Source organism: Rouxiella sp. Mn2063 (genome assembly GCF_049319665.1).
In the GTDB taxonomy this organism is placed as follows: Bacteria; Pseudomonadota; Gammaproteobacteria; order Enterobacterales; family Enterobacteriaceae; genus JBMOUD01.
On the sequence record NZ_JBMOUD010000014.1, the window covers coordinates 1 to 24,277 of the forward strand.

Annotated in this window: 21 protein-coding genes and 1 tRNA gene; 10 read left to right on the forward strand and 12 right to left on the reverse strand. The window is 47.3% G+C overall.

Going from position 1 to position 24,277, the window contains the following annotated elements; genetic code table 11:
* Positions 1 to 234: 234 nt before the first annotated feature.
* Complete coding sequence (locus ACL9RG_RS17720) at positions 235 to 627, reverse strand: hypothetical protein (protein WP_422793958.1); 393 nt, start codon at positions 625 to 627, stop codon at positions 235 to 237.
* Positions 628 to 922: 295 nt separating this feature from the next.
* Here ACL9RG_RS17720 and dkgB point away from each other — a divergent pair, with 295 nt between their 5' ends.
* Entirely contained in the window at positions 923 to 1,726 is an 804-nt protein-coding gene (dkgB, locus tag ACL9RG_RS17725) for a 2,5-didehydrogluconate reductase DkgB (protein ID WP_422793959.1), read from the forward strand.
* Positions 1,727 to 1,762: 36 nt separating this feature from the next.
* On the opposite strand, the gene yafC is transcribed toward dkgB, so the two are convergent.
* Positions 1,763 to 2,671 (reverse strand): DNA-binding transcriptional regulator YafC, encoded by a 909-nt coding sequence (gene yafC, locus ACL9RG_RS17730; protein ID WP_422793960.1) that lies wholly within the window; start codon positions 2,669 to 2,671, stop codon positions 1,763 to 1,765.
* Positions 2,672 to 2,982: 311 nt separating this feature from the next.
* Here yafC and ACL9RG_RS17735 point away from each other — a divergent pair, with 311 nt between their 5' ends.
* Together ACL9RG_RS17735 and trpC are read left to right on the forward strand one after the other, a co-directional pair.
* Complete coding sequence (locus ACL9RG_RS17735; protein WP_422793961.1) at positions 2,983 to 3,780, forward strand: endonuclease/exonuclease/phosphatase family protein; 798 nt, start codon at positions 2,983 to 2,985, stop codon at positions 3,778 to 3,780.
* Positions 3,781 to 4,035: 255 nt separating this feature from the next.
* Positions 4,036 to 4,821: an indole-3-glycerol phosphate synthase TrpC gene (trpC, locus tag ACL9RG_RS17740; RefSeq protein ID WP_422793962.1), complete on the forward strand. Its 786-nt coding sequence runs from the start codon at positions 4,036 to 4,038 to the stop codon at positions 4,819 to 4,821.
* Between the two features lie 75 nt (positions 4,822 to 4,896).
* On the opposite strand, the gene mltD is transcribed toward trpC, so the two are convergent.
* Positions 4,897 to 6,252, reverse strand: coding sequence for a murein transglycosylase D (gene mltD, locus ACL9RG_RS17745; protein WP_422793963.1), 1,356 nt, complete (start codon positions 6,250 to 6,252; stop codon positions 4,897 to 4,899).
* Positions 6,253 to 6,321: 69 nt separating this feature from the next.
* Positions 6,322 to 7,077 (reverse strand): hydroxyacylglutathione hydrolase, encoded by a 756-nt coding sequence (gene gloB / locus ACL9RG_RS17750; RefSeq protein WP_422793964.1) that lies wholly within the window; start codon positions 7,075 to 7,077, stop codon positions 6,322 to 6,324.
* Between the two features lie 41 nt (positions 7,078 to 7,118).
* Here gloB and ACL9RG_RS17755 point away from each other — a divergent pair, with 41 nt between their 5' ends.
* Entirely contained in the window at positions 7,119 to 7,844 is a 726-nt protein-coding gene (locus ACL9RG_RS17755) for a class I SAM-dependent methyltransferase (protein ID WP_422793965.1), read from the forward strand.
* A 72-nt stretch (positions 7,845 to 7,916) separates the two neighbouring features.
* Here ACL9RG_RS17755 and ACL9RG_RS17760 read toward each other — a convergent pair whose 3' ends face one another.
* The 3 genes from ACL9RG_RS17760 to rnhA all read right to left on the reverse strand — a co-directional run bounded on the left by ACL9RG_RS17760 (position 7,917) and on the right by rnhA (position 13,595).
* Positions 7,917 to 10,307, reverse strand: a complete 2,391-nt coding sequence (locus ACL9RG_RS17760) for a membrane-bound PQQ-dependent dehydrogenase, glucose/quinate/shikimate family (protein ID WP_422793966.1) — start codon at positions 10,305 to 10,307, stop codon at positions 7,917 to 7,919.
* Between the two features lie 274 nt (positions 10,308 to 10,581).
* Positions 10,582 to 12,747 (reverse strand): TonB-dependent receptor PqqU, encoded by a 2,166-nt coding sequence (gene pqqU, locus ACL9RG_RS17765; RefSeq protein WP_422793967.1) that lies wholly within the window; start codon positions 12,745 to 12,747, stop codon positions 10,582 to 10,584.
* 380 nt (positions 12,748 to 13,127) lie between these two features.
* A complete protein-coding gene (rnhA, locus tag ACL9RG_RS17770; RefSeq protein WP_422793968.1) occupies positions 13,128 to 13,595 on the reverse strand; it encodes a ribonuclease HI in 468 nt (155 codons plus the stop codon).
* Between the two features lie 70 nt (positions 13,596 to 13,665).
* Here rnhA and dnaQ point away from each other — a divergent pair, with 70 nt between their 5' ends.
* Together dnaQ and ACL9RG_RS17780 are read left to right on the forward strand one after the other, a co-directional pair.
* A complete protein-coding gene (gene dnaQ / locus ACL9RG_RS17775; RefSeq protein WP_422793969.1) occupies positions 13,666 to 14,409 on the forward strand; it encodes a DNA polymerase III subunit epsilon in 744 nt (247 codons plus the stop codon).
* 147 nt (positions 14,410 to 14,556) lie between these two features.
* A tRNA-Asp gene (locus tag ACL9RG_RS17780) sits at positions 14,557 to 14,633 on the forward strand.
* Between the two features lie 131 nt (positions 14,634 to 14,764).
* On the opposite strand, the gene ACL9RG_RS17785 is transcribed toward ACL9RG_RS17780, so the two are convergent.
* Complete coding sequence (locus ACL9RG_RS17785) at positions 14,765 to 16,270, reverse strand: NCS1 family nucleobase:cation symporter-1 (protein WP_422793970.1); 1,506 nt, start codon at positions 16,268 to 16,270, stop codon at positions 14,765 to 14,767.
* 175 nt (positions 16,271 to 16,445) lie between these two features.
* Here ACL9RG_RS17785 and ACL9RG_RS17790 point away from each other — a divergent pair, with 175 nt between their 5' ends.
* Genes ACL9RG_RS17790 through puuE form a run of 3 tightly spaced genes read left to right on the forward strand, consistent with a single transcriptional unit; the run spans position 16,446 to position 18,888 of the window.
* Positions 16,446 to 17,168 carry a GntR family transcriptional regulator gene (locus ACL9RG_RS17790; RefSeq protein WP_422793971.1) on the forward strand — a complete coding sequence of 241 codons (723 nt, stop codon included), beginning with the start codon at positions 16,446 to 16,448 and terminating at the stop codon, positions 17,166 to 17,168.
* A 12-nt stretch (positions 17,169 to 17,180) separates the two neighbouring features.
* Positions 17,181 to 17,939: an aspartate/glutamate racemase family protein gene (locus ACL9RG_RS17795; protein WP_422793972.1), complete on the forward strand. Its 759-nt coding sequence runs from the start codon at positions 17,181 to 17,183 to the stop codon at positions 17,937 to 17,939.
* Position 17,940: 1 nt separating this feature from the next.
* Positions 17,941 to 18,888, forward strand: coding sequence for an allantoinase PuuE (gene puuE / locus ACL9RG_RS17800; RefSeq protein ID WP_422793973.1), 948 nt, complete (start codon positions 17,941 to 17,943; stop codon positions 18,886 to 18,888).
* A gap of 74 nt (positions 18,889 to 18,962) precedes the next feature.
* Here the strand turns inward: puuE and celB are convergent, their stop codons facing one another.
* From celB to ACL9RG_RS17820, 4 genes are all read right to left on the reverse strand, one after another.
* Positions 18,963 to 20,318, reverse strand: coding sequence for a PTS cellobiose transporter subunit IIC (celB, locus tag ACL9RG_RS17805; RefSeq protein WP_422793974.1), 1,356 nt, complete (start codon positions 20,316 to 20,318; stop codon positions 18,963 to 18,965).
* Positions 20,319 to 20,413: 95 nt separating this feature from the next.
* On the reverse strand, positions 20,414 to 21,718 hold the full coding sequence (locus ACL9RG_RS17810; protein WP_422793975.1) for a 6-phospho-beta-glucosidase: 1,305 nt from the start codon (positions 21,716 to 21,718) through the stop codon (positions 20,414 to 20,416).
* A 1-nt stretch (position 21,719) separates the two neighbouring features.
* A complete protein-coding gene (locus tag ACL9RG_RS17815) occupies positions 21,720 to 22,034 on the reverse strand; it encodes a PTS lactose/cellobiose transporter subunit IIA (RefSeq protein ID WP_422793976.1) in 315 nt (104 codons plus the stop codon).
* Positions 22,035 to 22,170: 136 nt separating this feature from the next.
* Positions 22,171 to 22,476: a PTS sugar transporter subunit IIB gene (locus ACL9RG_RS17820; protein ID WP_422793977.1), complete on the reverse strand. Its 306-nt coding sequence runs from the start codon at positions 22,474 to 22,476 to the stop codon at positions 22,171 to 22,173.
* Positions 22,477 to 22,935: 459 nt separating this feature from the next.
* Here ACL9RG_RS17820 and ACL9RG_RS17825 point away from each other — a divergent pair, with 459 nt between their 5' ends.
* On the forward strand, positions 22,936 to 24,129 hold the full coding sequence (locus ACL9RG_RS17825; protein ID WP_422793978.1) for an SIS domain-containing protein: 1,194 nt from the start codon (positions 22,936 to 22,938) through the stop codon (positions 24,127 to 24,129).
* The last annotated feature ends 148 nt before the right edge of the window (positions 24,130 to 24,277 follow it).

A 24,277-nucleotide genomic window follows, 5' to 3' on the forward strand; every position in this document is an offset into this window, starting at 1 on the left:
GTAGTTCAGTTGGTTAGAATACCTGCCTGTCACGCAGGGGGTCGCGGGTTCGAGCCCCGTCCGTTCCGCCACTTATTGCATAGCCCTGAATCGAAAGATTCAGGGTTTTTTGCATTTAAATTTTTAATTTATAAGATAAAAATAATAAGACTTATACTCTGATATGAATGATCCGCTCTTTGTTGGGGATGCCGTGCTTCAGAGAGATGAAACACGGTTTTAACGGCTTAAAACTTATTGCTGATCTTGTATGCTAAGTTGCACCTTGATGTCTTGGTCTAGATCTGAAATCCAACGGTTATACATTTTATGTATGAAACCATCACGGGCATCGAGATTTGTGCTGTTAACATAGTGAATAGTAAAATAATTTTCAGAGTAGGTAACTTTTATCTGCGCACTGTACTTATCTGTTGAACGCATTCCTGTCACCAAACCTGGTTCTGGTGAGCTCATTATCCATCCTTGCTGGCTACCGGCGATAACTATCGCTTTTTGCATTTCTTGCTTGGTGTGACTTGCTGCGATACTTTCCATTACATTATGAATTGGTTCGGATTTGTTCGCGCATCCAGCCAATAATGCAGTGGAAAGCACTAGCGTAAGCATAACTTTAGCGTGTTTCATCGCTTATTCTCTGATAAATGGTTTAACTTTTAATAACCAATGGTTGATAGGTTAAATCGACTTAATAGTAATATATCGGCCAGAAAACTAATAAACTTAGCAGGGAAGTCATTTGGTTATTATTTACCCTGCAATACCTATCCTGTTGTGTGAGCCATCATCAGCGATTGTTGCGAATTTATCAAAAGTATTCTGGCAAACAGGCGATTTTTATCCACTAACTCAGCGTTCATACTCTCTCATTCAGCAACTGACTTCTTGGTTGCAATATAACCCGTTAAATAAGAGAGAGATTATGAACTTACCTGTATTTGGCCTTGGTACTTTCCGCTTAAAAGACCAGGTTGTTATTGATTCTGTTACCGCCGGATTGGAGCTGGGTTATCGTGCGATTGATACTGCGCAAATATATGGCAATGAGGCGGATGTCGGTACTGCGATTGCTAACAGCGGTGTAGCGCGTGAGCAGTTATTTGTTACTACTAAGATCTGGATCGAGAATCTGGGGGCGGGAAAACTAATCGATAGCCTGAAGCAAAGCCTTGTCGATCTAAAAACTGATTATGTTGATCTGACCTTGATCCATTGGCCATCACCAAATGCGGAAGTGAGCGTGGCAGAGAGCATGAGAGAACTGATTAAGGCGCAACAGCTAGGGCTGACACGCAATATTGGCATCTCCAACTTTACTGTCGAGTTGATGCAACAAGCCATTGATGCTGTTGGGGCTGACGCTATTGCGACTAACCAGATTGAGCTTTCCCCTTACTTACAAAACCATAAGGTCGTTGAATTTGCTCGTCAGCACGGGATTGCGATCACATCTTATATGACGCTCGCTTATGGTGAAGCCTTGAAAGATGCGGTTATCATCGACATAGCAAAACGTCATCAGGCGACACCTGCACAAGTCGTATTAGCTTGGGCGCTGCAACTCGGTTATGCGGTGATCCCATCGTCGACTAAGCGTGCCAACCTCGAAAGTAATCTTCTGGCGCAAGAATTGAAACTCAGCGAACAAGATATGCAGCAAATTGCGCAGCTTGAGCGTAATGGACGTTTGGTCAGCCCTGAAGGTTTGGCCCCTGAGTGGGACTAAGCCTTTAGTTAAGCTGATTTGAGCATTAACCTGGTTTCACCCCTTGGCGGAACCAGGTTCTTCCCCCAGCCGTTGGCTGAGAAAATCAATAAAGCAGCGAATGCGTGAGCTGACAGCCTGATCGCTGTAATAAACCGCATGCATCGGCATCGCGATACGCATCACATCTGGCAGCAGAAGCTCAACCAAATCGCCTCTTTCGATATCCTTATCAATCATAAAATCAGACAGACAAGCGATACCATTGCCTTCAAGGCAAAGCTGGCGCAGGGTTTCACCATTATTGGCACACATAAAAGGGGTAATTGTTAGCTGCTGACCATCACTACATAACAATGGCCATTTATTTAGTGCCATCACTTCATTAAACGCCAGACAACGGTGATTCATTAAATCATCAACATCTTTCGGCCTACCCCATTTTTTTATATAGGCGGGGGAGGCGAGTACTTTACGATAGCTCAGTAGCAGCTTGCGAGCGCGCAGACTGGAATCTTCTAATTGACCAATACGGATAGCGACATCAACTTTACGATCGATCAGATTGATGTTGCTCTCCGACGAATAAAGCGACAGCGTTATTTGGGGATACAACAGAGTAAATTCTTGCAATAGAGGTGCAAGGACATGCAAAACTACGGGGGTGGCGGCATCAATTCTCAACAACCCTTGCGGGCTATTTTGATGTTCAAGCAGATCATTTTCTGCCGCGGCCATCTCATGTAATAGCTTCTGCACACGAGTGAAATAGCGCTCACCTTCGTGGGTCAGGCTAATTTGACGGGTAGTACGGTTTAACAAACTGATCCCGAGTTTTTGCTCTAATCTTTTCAGCGTGCGGCTGACGACCGAATTATCCTGGCCAAGATGCTCTGCTGCGCGGCTAAAGCTTCCGCTTTCAACAATGGCCACAAAGGTCATTAACTCTTCTGAACTTGCTTTCATTATTGCTACCTAAGCATAAATAATTATCTATTCTGATTTATTTCATCATTTAAGCAAATCAAATTAGCGATTTCTACTCACCACAAGTGATATTGATGTCTGATAAAAAACTCAGATGTCTTAAGTGTTACCTTGAAAATGATTGGTTATGGGTAAGGCTTACGATCCCAAAAATGCTTTTGTTGTATACCAATGTAAACAAATTTGGCGTTCGTAACATGGGGCGTATACTGATCGTTCGGCCGTTAGGAAAATCTTGGCGGCGTGATCTTATATATTGACGTATTTAAACGAATAAGTGGGCGATTAGCGTGGCGAAACGAACCTATGCAATGAGGTATGTTGCAGGACAACCGGCTGAAAGAATCTTTCCTGGCGCATTTGCGCACCAAGGACCAGGATTACCCCCTGGCGCTGCGTTACCTAATTCAAACATCTTACGTATCATGGTTTGGAACATCTTTAAGCAACAGCGCGCTGATTGGCTTTCTGTACTACAAAGCTTTGGTAAAGACGCGCAGCTGGTATTGTTGCAAGAAGCGCAAACCACGCCAGAACTCATTCGCTTTGCCACATCGAACTACCTCGCAGCCGATCAGGTCCCTGCAGTCGCATTACCCCAGCATCCCTCTGGCGTTATGACATTGTCAGCTGCTCATCCTGTTTATTGCTGTCCGTTACGAGAGAAAGAACCGTTACTCAGGCTTTCTAAATCAGCTCTGGTAACCGTTTATCCACTTCTTGACGGGCGTTTGTTGATGGTGGTAAACATCCATGCCGTGAACTTTAGTATTGGCGTTGATGTGTATAGTAAACAGTTGGACCCAATTGGTGAGCAAATCGCCAATCATAAGGGGCCTGTTGTTATGGCGGGGGATTTTAACGCCTGGAGTCGTCAGCGTATCAATGCGCTATTTAGTTTTGCTAGTAATATCTGGCTGCGTGAAGTCCGTTTTCCTTCAGATCTGCGTCGTCGGGCTTTTGGTAAGCCTTTAGACTTTATATTCTATCGTGACCTCAACGTGCAGAATGCATCAGTCATGGAAACTCAAGCCTCCGATCATAATCCATTGCTCGTAGAGTTTCTGGCTCAGCAACCGACCATCTGACCTATCTCTCCCTCGCAAACCACCCGGTTAATTAACGGTTTTTCCAGTAGGTTATCCATATTGTCGCCGTGTGAAGCCACGGCGAAAGAAAGTTACCTTGAATTGATATGTTACGTATTTAACAATGTATTGCGCACGATAAAAAGCATACTGGAAGCGCATTATATCAGGTGCAGTGATTTGCTAACGAGCGTACTCGGCACCATTGATTACATAACAACACCAAAGTACCGCTACTTGAATTTGGAGAGACCGATGTCTGATATTTTAGGCAAAATTATCGCAGTGAAACATGAAGAAATCGCCACGGCTAAAAAAGTGGTTTCAGTTAGTCAGCTCACGGAACAAGCCAGTCAACAAGATCTGCGTGATTTCGTTGCGGCGCTGCGTAACAAGTGTGATGCTGGCTTAGCTGGGGTGATTGCGGAGGTGAAAAAAGCTAGCCCGTCTAAAGGCTTAATACGCCCTAATTTTGTACCGAAAGAGATTGCATCATCTTATGAAAAAGGTGGCGCTGCATGCTTATCAGTACTGACTGATGTGCAATTCTTCCAAGGGAGCGCCGCCTATTTGTCTGAGGCCCGTGCTGCTTGCCAACTGCCAGTGCTGCGCAAAGATTTTATCGTTGACCCTTATCAAGTCCTTGAAGCTCGCGCGATGGGTGCAGACTGCATTTTGCTGATTGTTTCTGCTTTAGAAGATAACCAGATGCGTGATTTAGAAGCGCAGGCGCATGAGCTTGGTATGTCTGTGCTGGTGGAAGTACACGACGCTGATGAATTAGAGCGCTCTCTTAAATTGACCACGCCGCTGATTGGCGTGAATAACCGTAATCTGCGTACTTTTGAAACGACGATTGAAACAACCATCAAGCTATTAGCTCAGTTGCCGTCAGATCGTATGGTGGTTACCGAGTCGGGTATTGCAACGCGAGAAGATGTCATTCGCTTGCGTGAAGCGAAGGTTAATAGCTTCTTGGTTGGCGAAGCCTTTATGCGTGCAGAAGATCCCGGTGCTGAACTGGCGAGAATGTTTTTCTAAGGCAGATAGTACTCTGAGAAAACAAAAAAGCACCCGAAGGTGCTTTTTTTTATAGGCTATTTACGTACAGCAATTTTAGGTATCCGAGTTCTGGTTACCGTGAACAAATAGCGTGAGCTTTTTGCCCGGTTGTAAGGTCTCTGAACCACCGTTTGAGCGCATCACATCTTTGATATTCACACCATGTCGGCGCGCAATACTCGATAATGAGTCGCCCTTGCGTACTTGATAGGTAATGCTACTGTTGTCAGCGACTTGCAGAGTTTGGCCAACTTTCAACAGACTCGCAGAACGTAAATTGTTCCAACGCTTTAAATCACCTGGTTTTACATTAAGCTTCGCTGCAATCGTAGACAAGCTATCGCCGGAGCGAACCTTGTAAGACGATGCACCTGATTTTCTGTTGTCGGCCAATTTTGTTTCTTGGACCGCAATGATGTCGCCATCAGCCAGAGAATCTTTCAGTTGGTCTGCATGTGCTTTAGGTAAAACAATGTAATGGGGGCCGTTAGGAGCCGTAACATTACGCTTATAGCCAGTATTAAAGGATTTAAGCTTGTTCAACGACATGCCTGCCATCTCAGCTGCCTGAGTTAACTGCATCTGTTGTCCCACTTCAACACGCGCCAAGGCACGATCGTCGTTAGGTTTCGGTAGCTTAATTCCGTACTTCTTACTGTTTTTAAGAATATCACTTAAGGCGAGCATTTTTGGAACATAGATAGACGTTTCACGAGGAAGCGCTAATGCCCAAAAGTCGGTTGGTCGACCCTTAGCTTTATTCTGTTTAATCGCCTGCATCACGCGACCTTCACCGCTGTTGTAAGCTGCGATAGTTAATAACCAATCGCCGCCAAACATGCCATTCAGGCGTTGCATCATATCAAGCGCAGCGGTTGTCGATGCCACAACATCGCGGCGACCGTCGTACCACTGATTTTGTTTCAAACCATAGTTACGTCCCGTACTTGGCACTATCTGCCACAACCCAGCAGCATTAGCAGCTGAGGTTGCTTTGGGATCAAAAGCGCTCTCCACTATGGGTAGCAGTACCAGTTCCATCGGCATCTTACGTTTCTTAATCTGCTCTGTGATCCAGTACATGTACGGCTCTGCCCGTACAGTCACATCGTGGAGATAGCTCTTATTTCTAAGGTATTTTGTTTTTTGTTCACGGATCCGGGAATTATCCGGAACCTTCATCTTCAGCTCGTTGCTAATGAAGTTCCACAGATTGGCTTGAGCCGCGGTGTCATCGCTTTTTAGCCATTGTGCGGAGGCCTCTCGGCTACCGTCTGTGTATTCTCCCGCTTCACTTAGACTTGCTGAAGACAAACTCTGTGCATGCTGTTCAGGTACCCTCACATCCTGCTTGGACGCTTGGCAACCGACGAGCAACACGGAGGCGAGTATTATCGCTTTAGCCTTCATGTGTGTGTCATAGTTGCTTAAAAGACGAGCGATAATACTTTGATCTAATAAAAAAGGCAACCTTTAGGTTTAGAAGCTATCTTTGCGATGGCGTAAATCAGCAAAAACTTCCCAGAGCTTCGTAATAGGGGTGTTTTTGTTTAATTTCTTTTGTAAATCAATGTCATGACATCGTAAAAATAGATTGATTTTACGTTCTAAACCCAAGGTTGTTGGTAGGGAAGATTGTCCCTTTTCACGCATTCGAAGCACTTTAATTTCATGTGCTGCAATATCAGAATCCTCTGGTAAAATTGAGCGCGCAAACTTAAGGTTTGAGAGAGTATATTCATGGGCGGCACAAATTAATGTGTCGTCAGGAAGTTCGGCTAAGCATTGAAAGGATTGATACATTTGCTCTGGCGTTCCTTCAAACAAGCGTCCACAGCCTGCGGAAAACATCGTGTCGCCGCAAAAAAGGTAAGGCGCGCTATAGTATGAAATGTGGCCTAATGTATGCCCCGGAGTAGCAAAAATTTGGTAGTCCAGCCCGCCAATTTGAGCGATATCTCCATTTTTAAGAATAATCTGAGCACCTTTGTCTCGTGTTTCCTCGGGACCATACACTTTTAGCTGGGGAAAATGGCTAACAATTTCTTTTACACCACCGACATGATCATGATGATGGTGGGTCAAAAGAATCGCCGTTGGCGTCAGTTTTTTATCCGCAAGGAATGCTAAGACTGGCTGTGCTTCTCCGGGATCAACAATGACGCAATGCCCATTTTGGTCATCAAGCAACCAAATGTAATTATCCTGCATAGCTGGAATACTGATAAGATTCATAAAACTCCTCTTAAGCAATTGCTTGAAAGATGGTGAATAAAATGCAATCAGCTCGTACCCGAAAATCTATCGCCAACCCTGCGGCATGGTCTGATATTCCGCGTGGCGACAATTATCGTGTTGCACTTGAGGGAGAGCTGCAACCTTGGCTGAGCAAACTTTATGGTTTTCATCTATTGAAAATCGGTCACCTCAGCGCGCAAATCGCTACCGATGCTTGCCCAATATCTCATCAGGTCAATGTTGCCCTTGAGGGAGAAAACCTGCAAGTGCTCGGCAACCCTGAGAATTTACCTTTCGAACATAAATCGATAGATGCCTGCCTGCTTTGCCACACTTTAGCCTACGCACGTGATCCGCACCGTATATTGCGTGAAGTCGATAGAGTGCTAATTGATGATGGCTGGTTGATTCTAAGCGGTTTTAATCCGATGAGCTTATTGGGATTTGGCCGATTAGTGCCTTTTGTTCGCAAGCGCAGCCCCTATAACAGCAGAATGTTTACGCAAACGCGTCTACTGGACTGGCTGGGGCTATTAAATTATGAAGTGATGTATAAATCACGTTTTCAGGTGCTTCCTTGGTGCTTACATGGCGGCAAGTTACTTAATGCCCATTTACCTGCTTTAGGTTGCATGACGGTCATTATCGCCCGTAAAAGGACGCTGCCCTTAACGCCGAGCGCTAAGAAAGTCAGCGCCCGTCGGCAAACTATTGCTCAGCCGGTGGGAGCGAGCAAAAGCTATCGCCAGGAACATGATGAATAGTGTTGAGATGGATTAATCGCATACATAAAAAGGCCCATGAAATCATGGGCCTTTTTCTACTATTTAACGTGATTATTTAGTATCGGGTAGCGCATAAGCAATGATGTAATCGCCAAGCTTAGTACCAAATGACCCGTGGCCACCGGCAGAGATCACGACATATTGCTTGCCGTTCACTTCATAAGTCATTGGCGTAGCTTGTCCGCCCGCTGGCAGGCGTGCTTGCCACAGTTTTTCACCATTACTCATATTAAATGCGCGCAGGTAGTTATCTGCTGTTGCCGCGATAAAGAATACATTGCCTGCGGTAGACACTGGCCCGCCGAGCATTGGCATTCCCATTTTGAATGGTAATGGCAGTGGTGAACTGTCGCGCACGGTACCAATGCGTTTCTTCCACACGATATCATTGGTTTTCAGATCAACCGCCGAAATATAACCCCAGGCCGGTTGCTTACATGGCAAACCAAATGGTGACAGGAACGGATTGAGCGTTACGCCGAAAGGTACGCCATATTGTGGTTGGATACCTGATTCGGTGCCGCTGCCGCCTTTATCATTAGCATCTGGCTCGATTGGATTGCCTGGACCGCGAGGGATCAACTTAGAGACAAACGGCAAAGCTATCGGGTTGGCAATAGCGACTTGACGTTCGGTATCCACGGAGAGACCGCCCCATTCGAACATGCCCAAGTTTCCTGGGAATACCAATGTTCCTTGTTCTGATGGCGGGGTGAAGGTGCCTTCATAACGCAGTTTTTGGAAGATAACGCGACAAACTAATTGGTCATACATCGTCGCTCCCCACATATCCGCACCGGTTAACTTCGCTTCGGGACGGAAGGTTAACTCAGAGAACGGTTGGGTAGGAGAAAGGCGATCGCCCTTGGCCGGGCCTTGCGGAACCGGTCTTTCTGGTGCTGGAACAACCAGTTTGCCATCACGGCGATCGAGCACAAAGATGTTACCGGTTTTCGTCGGAACATAAATCACCGGTACTTTGTTGCCATCTTTATCCGTGATATCCGCCAGTGTTGGCTGAGCTGGTACGTCCATATCCCACAAGTCGTGGTGCACGGTTTGATAGAACCAGACCAGTTTACCGGTTGAAGCATTCAGGGCAAGAATACCACTGGCGTAACGTTCCATATCCGGGGTACGGTTGCCGCCCCAGATATCTGGCGTTTGCACACCCATTGGCAGATAAACGATATCAAGATTTTTATCGTAAGAGGCTGGTGCCCAAGAGTTAGGCGAGTTTGGGGTGAAGTGATGCTCATCATCCGGGATGGTATTTGGCGTTGGGCTGCCTGGATCAAATGCCCACAACAACTTACCGGTGTTAACATCGAAACCACGAATAACGCCAGAAGGCTCTTTAGTTGAGTAGTTATCTGTCACCGCACCGGCAATAACAATCACCTTGTCAGTCACGATAGGTGGAGAGGTAGGCTCATAGTGTCCCAGCGTTGCATAAGGCATGTTGCTTTGCAGATTCAGTTCACCTTTATCTGCAAAATCAGGGCAACGTTCTCCTGTTTCAGCATCGAGAGCAAACAAGCGACCGTCGTTTACCGGCAGCAGAATACGACGTGCGCATAGTGCTGGTGCCGTATTACTGGCATTGGTTTGGGCAGCGGCCGGTGTCTCGTGATATGACACGCCACGACAGGTGACATGCTGGAAGGTTGGATTTGATTTCAGATAAGGATCAAATTTCCACTTAGGTTTACCCGTCGCCGCATCCAGAGCAAACAATTTCTGATGCGGTGTACAGAGATAAAGCGTATCGCGGACCATCAACGGCGTCACTTCACTGGTAAATTCGCCTGGATCATTATCTGTTTTCACATCACCGGTCTGGAAGGACCAGGCTTGTGTTAACTGACCGACGTTTTTATCGTTGATTTGGCTCAGTGGTGAGTAACGAGTCCCTGCTTGAGTACGACCATAAGCCGGCCAATCGCCATCTGGGATATCCGAGGTGGTTTTATCTGCTGCTGGCTGTGCGGCTTGCAACGTGCCGTTAATTTCCTGCGGATCGTTAAATACCGCGTAGGCCAATACCGCCACCGTGATAACCAGTGATACGCCAAGCGTGCCGCGTGCGGCTGAGCCTTTAGCCGTTAGCGTGCGATAAACCACCGGCAGGAAAATCCACAGGCCGAAGAAGAAGATGACATCCAGACGCGGTGTTAGAGCCCAGAAGTCAGTACCCACTTCCCATACAGACCAGATGGTCGTACCGAGAAGAAAGATGGCGTATAACAACAGCGCAGAAGCGCGTCGGCGGTACAGCAGCCAAGCGGTCACCAGCAGTACCGCACCTGCGACGATGTAGTACAGTGAACCGCCAATTTTTGCCAGCCATATACCCCCAACTAACAAATATGCTCCGCTCAATGCGGCAAATAATGCCGTGAGTACCGCGAGTATTCGCGATATCGACGTTCCATTTTTCATATTGTTAACCCTACCAAATTAAAATGATCGTTGGCGTTGCCTTGTGGCTAAGCCTAAAAACACCCGAATGATTTTCGGTGTGCCCTTCCTCGCGCAGCCGTTTGTGAGCGGCTCTGTGGCTATTTATTCAGACGGACTGCGCTTGGTTCTGTTTCATTAGTCAGTAAGTCCTTACTGATTAATGATGATTTTATGTGTTAAATCATATGGAAGTGACTGCTTACTATCTCTTGGTGCTATGACTTATCAATATCTAACGTTATCCAAAGTCTATTTACTCAAAGCGATAGCTTACCGTTGCACCACCGCCCCAATTCCTGCCGGGGGCAGGTTCGAAATAGCGACTATTACCTTCGTTAACGATCAACGAACCGACATATTGGCGATTGAATAAATTGTCTACCCGGCCAAATACATCCATTGACCAATTGCCCCAATCGTAGCGATAACCGGTATTGAGGCCAGCTATCGTATAAGCAGGTGCTTGAGCACTATTTTGGTCATTGGCCTGTATATCTCCCATATAGCGTACGTCTGCTCCTGCGTGCCAACCCTGTTCTGGTTGCCATCCAAATGAAGCATAGCCCATATTTCGGGCAATACCCGGCAGGCGGTTACCTGCAGGAACACAGCTACCAGCACCGCAGGTTTCATTGCGATAAGTGGCATCAAGTAGTGTCCAGGCCATTTTCAGACGCCAATCTAAGGCAAACTGTTGATCAAGCGAGAGTTCAAGGCCACGACGGCGGGTTTTCCCTGCGTTGGTATAGGTCGTGCGTCCACCAGTGCTGGTCGCAACGACCAGTTCATTGTCGGTATTGGTCTGGAATAGCGCAGCCGTCACCAAACCGTTACCTACACGCCATTTACTGCCAAGTTCTACGGTATCGCTGGTGGAGGGATGCAGACCGATATTCAGCCCCGGTTGATTATCCGGGCGATAAGAGAGTTCATTAATCGTTGGCGTTTCAAAGCCACGGCCAGCGGAGAGATACACATTCCATGCTGAGTCTACCGCATAGTTTAGTGACCCCATTGGCAGCAGCTTACGGTAGCGCTCACTCCCGCTGTCATCACCATTTTTTGAGGTAATGTAATAATCTTCCGAGTTGAAATTGACCGTGCTATAACGCAGCCCTGCATCGAGCGACCATTTAGAGGTCAAGTTCCAGGTTGTTTGCAAATAGGGGTCGAGATTCCACATACGATTTTTTTCATTGCGTCGTAAGTCACCTTTCTCGCCGTAATTAATTTGGCTGCCTTGGTGATAGAAGTTCTCAAAACCCTGACGCCGCTCGGTCATGGTTTCATAATCCAACCCGCCGATCAGCGTGACTGGAATTGATGCAATACTGTCCTGATGTTTCCAGCGTGCATCGATACCCTGGTATTTTCGATTAAGCACAATCACACCACCCGGGTGGGTGGGATTAAGCTGTGGGCCGATAGGAATGGATTGATATTGTGTGGTACGTCGTTCGCCGTAATAGGTCATCAGAGTCAATTCATCGCTATCACTCATTTGCCGTTGATAACGTAATCCGCCCTGAGTTTGGTCGATAGTTTTTCGAGTATTGAACGTATCGGCACGCGGTGATTGACGCGGATTATCTTTCCACTCAGATTGCGTCAGACCGCCGGGGTCACCAGCATCAATTGAGACGCTATTGAACATCAGCGTCAGTGTGCTGACATCATCAATACGTACGCCTAACTTACCGTTACCGAGATTTTTCCGAGTGCTGCTGTGATCGCGAAAACCCTGAGTGGTAAAACGCGATGCAGAAATAGCGTAATTTACATCACCCGCGTGAGTCCCATCGCCCGTCGCTCCCGTGGCCTTAATGCTGTTTCGCCAAGAGTCGTAACTGCCGAAGTAAGTACCCGCTTGCAAAGTATCAGGTTGCGAGCCTGTCTGTGTATCAACATTGATCACACCACCGGATGCATTGCCATACAGCGCCGAATAGGGGCCGCGCAACACGTCAACTTTGTCGGCTGAATTGATATCAATATTCGAGGTTTGTCCCTGACCATCGGGCATCGTGGCTGGAATACCGTCAACATACATACGTATTCCACGGACGCCATAAGTTGAACGGCTACCAAAACCACGTATCGATAGCTGTAAATCTTGAGCAAAATTCTGGCGATTTTGAATTTGCAGTCCCGGCACGCTGCCCAGACTTTCTGATAAATTAACTTGCGGTGTTGCATTACGCAGGTCATCACCATTGACTATGCTAACGGCCGCGGGCGTATCTAATTCTGACAAGCCATCACGGTGTTTAATAATTAGCATCGTAGAGTCGGAAGACGAGGCTGATTTATCTTTTTTTTCTATCGTTGATTTTTCTATCGTAGATGACTGGGCATAACTGATTGAGACTGGCTGAATTAAAGGCAATATAAACAAGGCGGTAGTGGATATTTTAGTCATTATTTTGAGTTCGATGATTCCATGGAAATGCAGCTCAGTACATGAAGATAGAGAGCGTGAATATCACCTTCAGTGGTGAAATTTCATTCGAAAAACCTTTATTAAACCTAGAACTCATCTTCATTTTTATCAAGTAAATAGCGATAAAAATATTCAGCAAATAAGCACAGAGAGAGTGGGATATTATTTATTTGGTGAGCCATCTTGGGCTTGAATTAAACCCGCTGCGGATTTTTATTCTAGAGACGATTTTCTATTAGCGGGGAGGGGGCCGCTGGGAGAAATAATTACCGCCCTTTAAGACGAGCCAGGCGGTAAATCAGGTGGTTAACGCAAATCACGTTACACGTGGAATATCTGCAAACAATAGCCAGATAAAATTATTTATCCGGCTGATAGCCGACATCTTCCAATGTTGGATTGCCAGCGGCATTACGGGCTAATTCATCGCAGCGTTCATTTTCTGGATGGCCGGCATGGCCTTTAACCCACATCCAATTCAAATCATGGCTTTGAATCGCGGCATCAAGACGTTGCCATAAATCGACATTCTTCACCGGTTTTTTATCGGCAGTTTTCCAGCCACGTTTCTTCCAGTTATGAATCCAACTGGTGATACCTTGGCGTACGTACTGGCTGTCTGTACTGAGTGTCACCTTACAAGGCGATTTCAATGCCTCAAGTGCCACAATGGCTGCCATCAACTCCATTCGGTTATTGGTGGTTAACCGATAACCGGCGCTGAAGGGCTTTTCGTGCTCTTTATAGCGTAAAATTGCGCCATAACCACCGGGTCCCGGATTGCCAAGGCAAGATCCGTCGGTGAAAATTTCTACCTGTTTCTGCATCTCTGGTAGACTCTTCCATCAGAATATAAAGTTTAAGTCTGACATAAACGAGCGCGATGAGCACTGCAATATGATCACTACACCAACCCGACAAATAGTACTCGATACCGAAACCACCGGTATGAACAAGCTGGGCGTCCACTATGAAGGGCACCGCATCATCGAAATTGGTGCCGTAGAAGTGATTAACCGCCGTTTGACCGGCCGTAACTTCCACGTTTATCTCAAACCCGATCGGCTGGTCGACCCGGAAGCCTTTGGCGTTCATGGTATCAGTGATGAATTCCTGGCGGATAAGCCTACTTTTGCTGACATAGCCGATGATTTTCTCGACTATATTCGCGGTGGCGAGCTGGTCATCCATAACGCTACGTTTGATATCGGCTTTATGGATTACGAATTTGGCATGCTTGGGCGCGATTTGCCTAAGACCGACACCTTTTGCCAGATTACCGATACCTTACAAATGGCACGCCGCCTGTTCCCTGGCAAGCGTAATAGCCTTGATGCTTTAAGCGACCGTTATCTGATAGATAACAGCAAACGTACTTTGCACGGCGCATTACTTGACTCCGAAATCCTTGCCGAAGTCTATCTAATGATGACCGGTGGGCAGACGACGATGTCGTTTTCCCATGAAGGCGATCAGAATGTTGGCGGAGATAGTCAGGACATCCAACGTATCGTGCGTCCGGCATCGGGATTGAAAGTGTTGATGGCAAATAATGATGAACTCACCGCCCATGAAGCTCGTTTAGATCTGGTGATGAAAAAAGGCGGTAGCTGCCTGTGGCGTCCGGCGACTGAGTCATGAAGTGGATGATTATTCGTCGTCTTTGCTGCTAATTTAATCCAAGTGCGCTAAAACTGCGCAAGCGGAAAAAAATGTCTGAAAAAGCATTGACGTAACTGACGCCGAACCTTAATATTCACCTCGTTCTTAACCGGAACAAAACACAGCGGTGTGGTAGTTCAGTCGGTTAGAATACCGGCCTGTCACGCCGGGGGTCGCGGGTTCGAGTCCCGTCCACACCGCCAAAATTTAGAAGCCCTGAGTTAGCGATAACTCAGGGCTTCGTCGTTTTCATAATGAATGTTTTTTCCTTACATTATGCAAAAAAAAAGCCACCGACTTTCGCCGATGGCTTTCACTCAGTTTTCCCCAGAAATTATTCTTTGCTTAATTCTACTCTGGAAAAAGATACCGTCGTTTTAGCTTTACTATCCTGGCGAGCCAGGAAGCGATAGAACGCACCTGAAAGCAACACGCCGATGAACCAGCTGAAGTTAGCCACGTCGCTCAGGCTAGGTGTAAAACTAATCGCTAAGCCGATCAACACCGCAGGTACCAGTGCAAGAATCGCTTTCGGGTTAAAGCCATTGTTGTACCAATACAGGCCGCCAGGCTTGGCGTTAAACAGCGCATCGACATCAAGATGACCGCGTTTGATCAGGTAGTAATCCGTCAGCAAAATACCAAATACTGGGCCGATAAAGGCGCCTAACACATCCAGCGTATAGTGAATCAGCTCTGGAGAGTGGAACAGGTTCCAAGGTGTCAACAGTACTGAACCAACCGCCGCAATCATTCCACCGGTGCGGAAAGTGATTTTTTGTGGTGAACAGTTAGAGAAATCAAACGCTGGTGAGACGAAGTTCGCTACGATATTAATACCGATGGTCGCCGTAATCATAGTCAACAGGCCTAATGCTACCGCCACGCTGTTACCTACACGACTCACGGTTTCAATCGGATCGGTGATCATGCTGCCAAACAGCGATTGGGTACCAGAGACCGTCACGACCGTTACAATGGAGAACAGCAGGAAGTTAAACGGCAAGCCCCAGCGATTACCACGGCGGATTTCACCCATGTTTTTACCATAGCGAGAAAAGTCACCAAAGTTCAGCAGCGGGCCGGAGAAATAAGAGACGATCAGCGCAACCGCGGTCAACATCTCCCAACCTTGTTGTCCAACAGTCAGGGTTTTGCTCGCCAGGGTGAAAGAGATATTGCTAAAGCCGGTTTTATATACAATCCAGCCTGCTAACATCAGCATCACCAGATACACCGCAGGTCCTGCAACATCGATAAAACGCTTAATCGAATTCATGCCGTGCCAGAACACCATCGCCTGCAATACCCACATCACGCCAAAACAGATCCAACCCAGCTCAGAAAGTCCCAGCCAGTTTGGCACCGTCATTGGGTTCAGTGCCGGGAAGAATTTCAGCAATGCGATCATCATGGCATTGGCCGCCAGGTAGGTTTGAATACCGTACCAAGCCAGCGCAATGATCCCACGAATAACCGCCGGAATATTGGCACCGAATACGCCGAAAGATTGGCGGCAGATAACGGCAAAAGGCACGCCAGCCTGCTGACTTGGTTTAGCGATCAGATTGGCAAAAAATTGCACAATACAAATCCCACACAGCAAACAGATCAGAACCTGCCAGCTTGCCAGACCTAATGTGAAGAAGCTGGCCGCAACGACATAGCCGCCCATGCTGTGCACATCCGACATCCAGAATGAAAAAATATTATACCAACTCCAGTTTTGATCGCGGGTTGGGGCTAAGTCGTCGTTGCAGAGCTTTGGGCTATAGCCCGGCTTAATGATGCCGGCGCTGAGTTCAGAGGTCGCAGCGGAGTTGATTTCCTGGTTTGGCATAAATCGTGCTCCTGTCGTAACACTGTTGGTCATAAAAGGGAGACCCAAAAAAGGTCATCCAAAAATACGTTCAGTTCAGGTAGTGCAGGAATTAGGCCAAAATTCATTTCTTGTATACAAAAAATGTTTTTCATGTGTACGATTAGCAAATCAAAGGGTATACGGAGCAGCGATAATGACCGGTTGGAATGGGCTGAATACGGCTTACTTTACGGAGGATAAGGACGATCCTATCTATACGGCGCTGGTAAAAGCGATCGTTGAACGCAAGTTATTGCCAGGTAGTAAACTTCCTGAAGAAGCATTGGCCGACGTGTTTGCCGTCAGTCGCACAGGGATCAGACGGGTGCTTCAACGCCTTGCTGCGGTGCAATTAGTCACACACTTGCCCAAACGTGGTGCACATGTAGCGACGCCAGATGCTGACGAGTCTCGCGATGTTATGGCGACCAGAAAGATCCTCGAATGCACCAATATGTCGGAGGTCATTGCACAGTGTCGGCCATCGCACATAGAAGCATTAAGCAAGATCCTCGAACAGGAAAAACAGGCTCATGATAACCATGACGGCACCGCGGCGATCCGCTTGTCTGCTGCATTTCACGTCCAGTTACAGGCAATATCGGGCAACAAAGTCCTGACCGAAACCGTTTCTCAATTAACGTTGCGCTCTTCGCTGGTGATTGCTGCCTGGGGTGCACCTTGGCAACAAGGCTGCCGTTGTCACGATCATGACGATCTGCTGGATGTGCTAAAACGGGGCGATAGCGCCGCGCTTTCTTGCCGTATGTCCGAACATTTTGATGCTATTCTTGCCAGCCTGCGTTTTGATCCACATCAGGGCACGCCGACGGCATTTGAAGAGATCTTTAAATCAACCCCACGCGTTAGTCTTTAAGGAGCCATCCTGATGTCCTCAATACATCGTCCTCTTCGTATACAACTTATCAACCCTAATACCAGTCTGGCGATGACTGAAGTGATGGCAACGACTGCTCGTCAGGTTGCCTCGTCCGGTACGGAAATTATTGCGGTTTGCCCACGAGAAGGCGCGCCGTCAATAGAAGGTCATTTTGACGAAGCCATTGCCACGCTTGGTGTGCTAGAACAGGTCAAGCTTGGCCGGGAAGCCGGTGTTGACGGCCATATTATCGCCTGCTTTGGTGACCCTGGCCTGCTAGCCGCGCGTGAGTTAGCCAGCAAACCGGTGATTGGTATTGCCGAAGCCGCGATGCACATGGCAACGCTGGTGGCGACGCGCTTCTCCATTGTGACTACATTGCCGCGCACCTTAGTGATTGCCCGCCACTTGCTGCATCAATATGGTTTTGAGCGTCATTGTGCGGCACTGCACGCCATCGATTTACCGGTATTGTCACTTGAAGATGGCAGCGGTGTGGCGCAGCAAAAAGTGCGCGAGCAGTGTATTCGTTCCAAAAATAACGACGGCAGCGGCGCGATTGTACTTGGCTGTGGCGGTATGGCGGATTTGGCACAAGAGCTGACGCAAGAACTCGGTATTCCGGTGATCGACGGCGTCAGCGCGGCGGTGCGTTTAATCGAATCGCTAAGTGCGCTGCAATTGACCACCAGTAAGCATGGCGATCTGGATTTCCCGATTGAGAAACCGCTGTCCGGGCGCTTTAATGGTTTGAATGTGAGAAAGTAATATGTCAGTTGATGCAAAAGTTGATTACCGTTTTACCGAAAACTATCCCCGCGACCTGATTGGTTACGCCGGGCGTCCTCCTCATGCTAATTGGCCGGGCAATGCACGTATTGCGGTGCAGTTTGTCCTTAATTACGAAGAGGGCGGTGAGAATAACGTGTTGCACGGCGATGCAGGTTCTGAGCAGTTTTTATCCGATATCATCGGCGCTGCCAGTTTCCCCGATCGTCATATGTCGATGGATTCACTGTATGAATACGGTTCACGCGCCGGGTTTTGGCGCATTCATCAAGAGTTTCAGCGCCGCGGTTTACCTTTAACCGTCTTTGGTGTAGCCATGGCGTTGGCGCGCAACCCAGAGATAGTCAACGCTATCAAGCAAGCAGATTACGATGTGGTCAGCCACGGCTGGCGCTGGACACATCATCAATCCATGCCTATTGAACAAGAAGCGCAGGAGATGCGTCGTGCTGTGGCGGTGATTGAAGATTTAATGGGTAACAAACCGCTGGGTTGGTATACCGGCAGAGACAGCCCAAACACTCGTCAATTGGTGGTGGAACACGGCGGTTTCCAATATGACAGCGACTATTACGGTGATGATCTGCCGTTCTGGATGCCAGTCAAACTCGCCTCTGGTGAAGTGAAATCCCATCTGGTGATCCCTTACACGCTTGAAGCGAACGACATGCGCTTTGCTTCGCCACAGGGCTTTAACACCGGTGAACAGTTCTACACTTATCTAAAAGACAGTTTTGATGTGTTATACGCCGAAGGTGAAACGTCACCAAAAATGATGTCCATCGGTATGCACTGCCGCATCTTGGGGCGTCCGGGGCGTTTCCGCGCTTTACAGCGCTTCCTCGATTACGTTGAATCACACGAGCGAGTTTGGGTCTGTAAACGTCAAGATATTGCTGACCACTGGGTAAAACATCACCCGGCCTAACTTCTTAACAACGGGTTATTAGCGTTGTTGCATCACCGCCAGCCGGCTCTTTGGCTGGCGGTATTGTTATAACTTCATGCCAAGGTTTCTGCTTGGTTCGCCTGCGCTGCTTGTTCACGGCTGTGCTGTTCTTCTCGTAGTTTTTGGCGATCCCAAATGCGGAAGAATGGATAATAGATCAGCATCGAAATCGCTAAATTAACCACTTGAATCACCGTGCCGGAAATATGACCGCCAGTCGCCAGATAACCGCTGATAAAAATCGGTGTGGTGAAGGGCAGGGCAATCCCCACCGGTGGGCTAACCAGACCCGTGGCCATCGCGCTATAGGTGACAATCACTAATACTACTGGTGTCAAAATAAACGGCAGGAAGAAATACGGATTCATCACCAGCGGAATACCAAACACCATCGGTTCACTGATATTAAACAAACAGCCTGGCGCGGCAATTCTGCCGAGTTGTTTCATTTGTGAGCTGCGGGCGCGGATCAGCATAAAAATTACCAAACCTAATAACGCGCCGGTACCGCCAGGTGCTATCCATAAATCATAAAACTGCTGGGTAATAATATGCGGAATGGGTTGGTTATTCTGAAAGGCTGTCAGATTCTCCGACATATTCGCCAGCCAAATTGGCTGAATAAAGACCAGCACGATAGCATCACCGTGCAGGCCGAGTGTCCACAGTATGCCAATTAGGATCACCGAGAAGATCATCCCCGGTAAGGTGCCGCCAATATGGTGCATCGGAATTCCGATCACTGTGGCGATCATCGTATTGATATCACCAAAAGGCGTTGCTTCAACAATCAGGCGCAATGTCAGAATCACGGCCAGTACGCAGAACCCAGGAATCAGGCTAATAAAAGATTTTGCGACGGCTGGTGGTACACCTTCTGGCATTTTGATCACCAGATCGCGGCTATGAACGAAGCGATATATCTCGGTGGAGAGCAGTGCGACAATGATCGCCACAAACAATCCTTGGCTACCGATGAAATTAATCGGTAATACGCCTTTAACCATCATCGCTTCTGCGCCAACAACGGGGGTAAATAGCGTATGTTGCGGAATGGTCAACATGAAAGCGACTAACGAAACCGCGCCGGTACTGAGCGGGTCCAGCCCACGATATTTTTCTGCCAGGCGATAGGCAATACCAAAGCTGGAGATAATCGCCATAATATCGTAAGTCGCTTTTACCGGATAAAGTAATTTATCCCGCCAGGCAGCCCCGAATAACTCCCCCATAAAATTGGCATAGCTTGGGAATGGTAAATAAGCAAAGATTAAAAAGAATGAACCGATTAACATAAATGGCATATTAAGAATAATGCCATCACGCACGGAAAGAATATGTCGCTGCCCGGCAATCTTTAATGCTGCCGGTAATACATGACGTTCGATAATATTATTGATATTAACCATACAGCCTCCTGTCTACTATTTATTATTTTGCAAGATGCAGGGGTGACGCTACCTGCATCTCGAATTCTATTGGGTATAATATTTTTATATGATGGTTAGTCTTGGAACTGCGGTAGATATTGTTTATTTTGACTTAATACTTCTTGCAGCATTTGTTCAGCAACCGCCAAATTGCCAATTAATGGATTGACGACCAAAGCCAATAACGCACTCTCTTTACAACCCTTAACGGCCGCTTCGATAGTCAAACGTTCGAAATCTTTAACCTGATGAGTCAGGCCGTTCATTGCCGTTGGCAATGGGCCAAAGGCTAAAGGATGTGCGCCTTGCGCATCAATCACACAGTTGGTTTCAATCACCGCATCGTCCGGCAATCCTTGAATCGCGCCTTTATTCGGCGTATTAACCACCAAGACTTTGCCAGAATTGCCATGAATAGCGCGAATAAGCTCAACCGCCACTTCCGAATAGTAGGCGCCGCCGCGGAAATTAAGCTGTTCAGGTTTATGGTCGAGTTGTGGGTCGGCATAAAGCTCAAACAGTTCCGCCTCAACTTTCATCACCTGCTCAGCGCGAGTGCCGCGTTCTGCTGCGGCTTCAATTTCCTCTTCCAGCATGGCGGCGGTCTGATAGAAATAGCGGTGATAAGGGCAGGGGATCGCCCCGAGTGCTTTAAGAAACGCCGGAGGCCACGGAATGTCTTTGATGTTATTCATCGACATTTTTTCGCCGTCGGAGAGCAAGTCAATGACTTGTGCTGTCACATCTTTACCTCGCAACGTGACTTTATGCACCCAGACCATATGATTAAGCCCGGCGAAGCGTAAATCGACTTGATCAAAGGGGGCGTCAAGCATATTGGCGATCATATGGTGCATGGTGACCGGCACATTACACAGGCCGATAATCTTCGCTTTGCTGTAACGGCTGACGGCTTCGGTCACAATCCCGGCAGGATTGGTGAAGTTAATAATCCAGGCTTCTGGCGCAGCTTTTTCTACCGTTCGCGCGACGTCGAGCATCACCGGAATAGTACGCAGTGCCTTGGCAAAGCCACCGATGCCGGTAGTTTCCTGGCCTAATAAATTAAACTTTAATCCTAATCGCTCGTCGGCGGCACGGGCAGCCAACTGACCAACGCGTAACTGAGTCAGCACAAAACTGGCGCCGCGAATCGCAGCTTCCAGTTCGAAATGCACCGTTACCTTGACCTGCTCTTTAGCATTTCGTTTGAACATTCTGCGGGTTAAGTCGGCAATAATATTCACTTTATCCCGACCCGATTCCACATCAACCAGTGCTAATTCAGTCAATGCAATATCGTCAAAGTAGCGAATCAAGCCATCAACTAATTCTGGGGTATAACTGCTGCCCCCACCAATTACGGTGATCTTTGTCATGCTATTCTCCTCGCGGTAGGCGACGGTAAAGTTCCAGCATATCGATTGCCAAGTCCTGAATTAACATGGCATTCATTAAATGGTCTTGGGCGTGAACTAAAATTAAACTGACCGGTATTTTCCCCGCTCCTTCATCAAGACTGATTAATTCTGTTTGCATACGATGCGCGGCGCTAATAGCTGTTTTCGCCTCGTTCATCATCAGCGTTGCTTGCTGATGATCGCCTGCGCGAGCCAGCTGTAGCGCCGATAATATTGTGCTACGTGCACTCCCAGCCTGAACCAATAACTCCATTACATTATTTTCAATATCCATAGATCTTAATATCCGAAGTTATTAATGTTTATAAGCGCTATTTATGTTTTTAGAATAAATAACCTCTACCGTGTGAAAATACTCTTCACGGCCAACATCGATTTGATATTTACCTGCAATGAAGTTGCAGGGTAAATTAATTAATCAGGCTGAGTGCTTTGTTCAGTACATTATCTCCGCGCATAGTGCCGTAATCCATCATATCGATAATTTCAACGCGTTTACCTAATGGGGAGGCAATTTCAGACAAACGCGCATGTTCATATTTTACTTGCGGTCCAAGTAATACGATATCGGCCGATTCAATGACTCGCTCGAATTCAGCGACAGGTACCGCTTTAATATGGATATCTAAAGCGCGTTTAGTCGCTTCAGTTTGCATTTTCTGTACCAGCATACTGGTAGACATTCCGGCTGCGCAGCAAAGGACGATCGTTTGCATAATAAAATTCCCTATTATTTGGTGGAGGCCCAATGGGGGGTGTTGAATAATAAAACAGGAGTGATTAAACGAAGTAAATAGGTTGCGCCATATGTTTTAATTATGGGGAAATAACAAACTCATTTAAAACAATTGGTTATCGTGAAATCATTGATGAAAATTTTTTTCATCAATGTGATCCAACACTAAATTAAGATAATTTATTTCAAATTAATCATTATTGGTTTGTTTTATACAATTGATTTTAAATGATTTATTTTTTGTGCTTATGAGTGTGAGTAAACGCGTTGAAAATTTTTTTCAATTTGTTAGGCTGGTCATCATTAGCCCCTTCGTGTGGGACGAGGTTAACTCTTCTTGCTGATTAACTTATTCTCTGATGAACCTATTGGCCGATTAACCTTTTTTCAATTAACAACAGCGTTGTAGCTGCTGCAACCAAAGGAGCGTTGCTGTCTTATGGATATTCTGTATCAGATTCAGTTCCTGCGGCACCAGTTTAGCCGGCAAGAAGCGAAAGTCGCACAGACAATATTGGATAATGTCTCCTTTGCCAGCAGCGCCACCATTGAACAGTTAGCCGCACATGCCGGCGTGAGTACCGAAACGGTCGGTCATTTTGCCAAATCTCTGGGATGTCGGGATATTAACGACTTTATCGCCCACATGCGCCGCCAGGTTGTTGATGAAAAACCGGCGCCAGCCTCAGTAGCCAGCCCCATTCTTGGCGGGATGGATGTTGCTTTTGCATCGCTATCGTCGATGCGCAACCTACCTGGGATGACGCCAGAACGCCTTAGCCGTTTTGCTAAGTCTGTCGGTTTTGAAGATATTGGTGACATTATCTATCAAATCCGCGCTCAGCTTACGCAGCTAAGTCAGCAGGAAGCCAAAGTGGCACAGGCGATATTAGACGATGTGTCTTTTGCCTCTTCTGCGACTATTGAGCAATTAGCGGCTCAGGCGGGGGTGAGTCCTGCCACCATTACACGCTTTGCTAAATCTGTTGGTTGTGACGATATTCGTGACCTGCGTATGAAACTGGCACAGGCCAGTGCGGTAGGTTCACGTTATCTTCAGGTTCCAACGGCGGCTAATACCTCTCGTTGGCAGCAAAAAATCGACCAATTGCATCATTATCTGCAAGCTCAATTGCAGCAATTTAATGAACAGCAGTTTGTTGATGCCGGGGAGGCGATTAATCAGGCCAGCGGCGGATTGTTTGTGTTTAGCCAGGGCGTCAGTGCGTCACTATTAGCCCAGCAGTTACAACATACATTAGTGCGAAGTAGCTATGCTGCTGTGGCTTATCAAGAGCCGGAACTGATGAGTATCACCGTTTCAACGCTCAGTTCTGCCCATGTTTTGCTCTTGCTATCGGCCAAAGGTGAAAACGCCGTCTTGCTCAACGTGGCAAATCAGGCGCGTGCGCGTGGTGTGAAGGTGGTAGCCTTGACCCCCGCGGCATCTTCACTGGCTCAGCACGCTGATATCACCCTATCACTTCAACCAACCGATACACCGATGCTGGTTGCTGACGGGCGTTATGGCATGATGCTGGCCGTTGACTTGCTCTTAGCGCAAATAGCTCAATCCGCTGGTGAGCCGCGTAAAACATTACTGGCTGGCGCACTGCAATCTCTGGAAGAGTAGCGCGTGGCGGTCGCTTTCTAACTCGATATTACGCCTCTCATTGCGGGAGTTCCCCTTAGATAACCCCGTATAAAATCGTCAAAACAAATTCGCTATAAGACATACTTTTTCGTTGTTAGACACACGAAAACTGAAACCTTACTCTTTG

Coding starts and splice junctions, on each gene's coding strand:
- rnhA (WP_422793968.1), bottom strand. CDS start 13,595: ATGCAGAAACAGGTAGAAATTTTCACCGACGGATCTTGCCTTGGCAAT.
- ACL9RG_RS17815 (WP_422793976.1), bottom strand. CDS start 22,034: ATGGATATTGAAAATAATGTAATGGAGTTATTGGTTCAGGCTGGGAGT.
- ACL9RG_RS17755 (WP_422793965.1), top strand. CDS start 7,119: ATGCAATCAGCTCGTACCCGAAAATCTATCGCCAACCCTGCGGCATGG.
- ACL9RG_RS17760 (WP_422793966.1), bottom strand. CDS start 10,307: ATGAAAAATGGAACGTCGATATCGCGAATACTCGCGGTACTCACGGCA.
- ACL9RG_RS17810 (WP_422793975.1), bottom strand. CDS start 21,718: ATGACAAAGATCACCGTAATTGGTGGGGGCAGCAGTTATACCCCAGAA.
- ACL9RG_RS17790 (WP_422793971.1), top strand. CDS start 16,446: ATGACCGGTTGGAATGGGCTGAATACGGCTTACTTTACGGAGGATAAG.
- ACL9RG_RS17820 (WP_422793977.1), bottom strand. CDS start 22,476: ATGCAAACGATCGTCCTTTGCTGCGCAGCCGGAATGTCTACCAGTATG.
- gloB (WP_422793964.1), bottom strand. CDS start 7,077: ATGAATCTTATCAGTATTCCAGCTATGCAGGATAATTACATTTGGTTG.
- ACL9RG_RS17795 (WP_422793972.1), top strand. CDS start 17,181: ATGTCCTCAATACATCGTCCTCTTCGTATACAACTTATCAACCCTAAT.
- dkgB (WP_422793959.1), top strand. CDS start 923: ATGAACTTACCTGTATTTGGCCTTGGTACTTTCCGCTTAAAAGACCAG.
- celB (WP_422793974.1), bottom strand. CDS start 20,318: ATGGTTAATATCAATAATATTATCGAACGTCATGTATTACCGGCAGCA.
- pqqU (WP_422793967.1), bottom strand. CDS start 12,747: ATGACTAAAATATCCACTACCGCCTTGTTTATATTGCCTTTAATTCAG.
- puuE (WP_422793973.1), top strand. CDS start 17,941: ATGTCAGTTGATGCAAAAGTTGATTACCGTTTTACCGAAAACTATCCC.
- ACL9RG_RS17720 (WP_422793958.1), bottom strand. CDS start 627: ATGAAACACGCTAAAGTTATGCTTACGCTAGTGCTTTCCACTGCATTA.
- yafC (WP_422793960.1), bottom strand. CDS start 2,671: ATGAAAGCAAGTTCAGAAGAGTTAATGACCTTTGTGGCCATTGTTGAA.
- trpC (WP_422793962.1), top strand. CDS start 4,036: ATGTCTGATATTTTAGGCAAAATTATCGCAGTGAAACATGAAGAAATC.
- mltD (WP_422793963.1), bottom strand. CDS start 6,252: ATGAAGGCTAAAGCGATAATACTCGCCTCCGTGTTGCTCGTCGGTTGC.
- ACL9RG_RS17825 (WP_422793978.1), top strand. CDS start 22,936: ATGGATATTCTGTATCAGATTCAGTTCCTGCGGCACCAGTTTAGCCGG.
- ACL9RG_RS17785 (WP_422793970.1), bottom strand. CDS start 16,270: ATGCCAAACCAGGAAATCAACTCCGCTGCGACCTCTGAACTCAGCGCC.
- dnaQ (WP_422793969.1), top strand. CDS start 13,666: ATGATCACTACACCAACCCGACAAATAGTACTCGATACCGAAACCACC.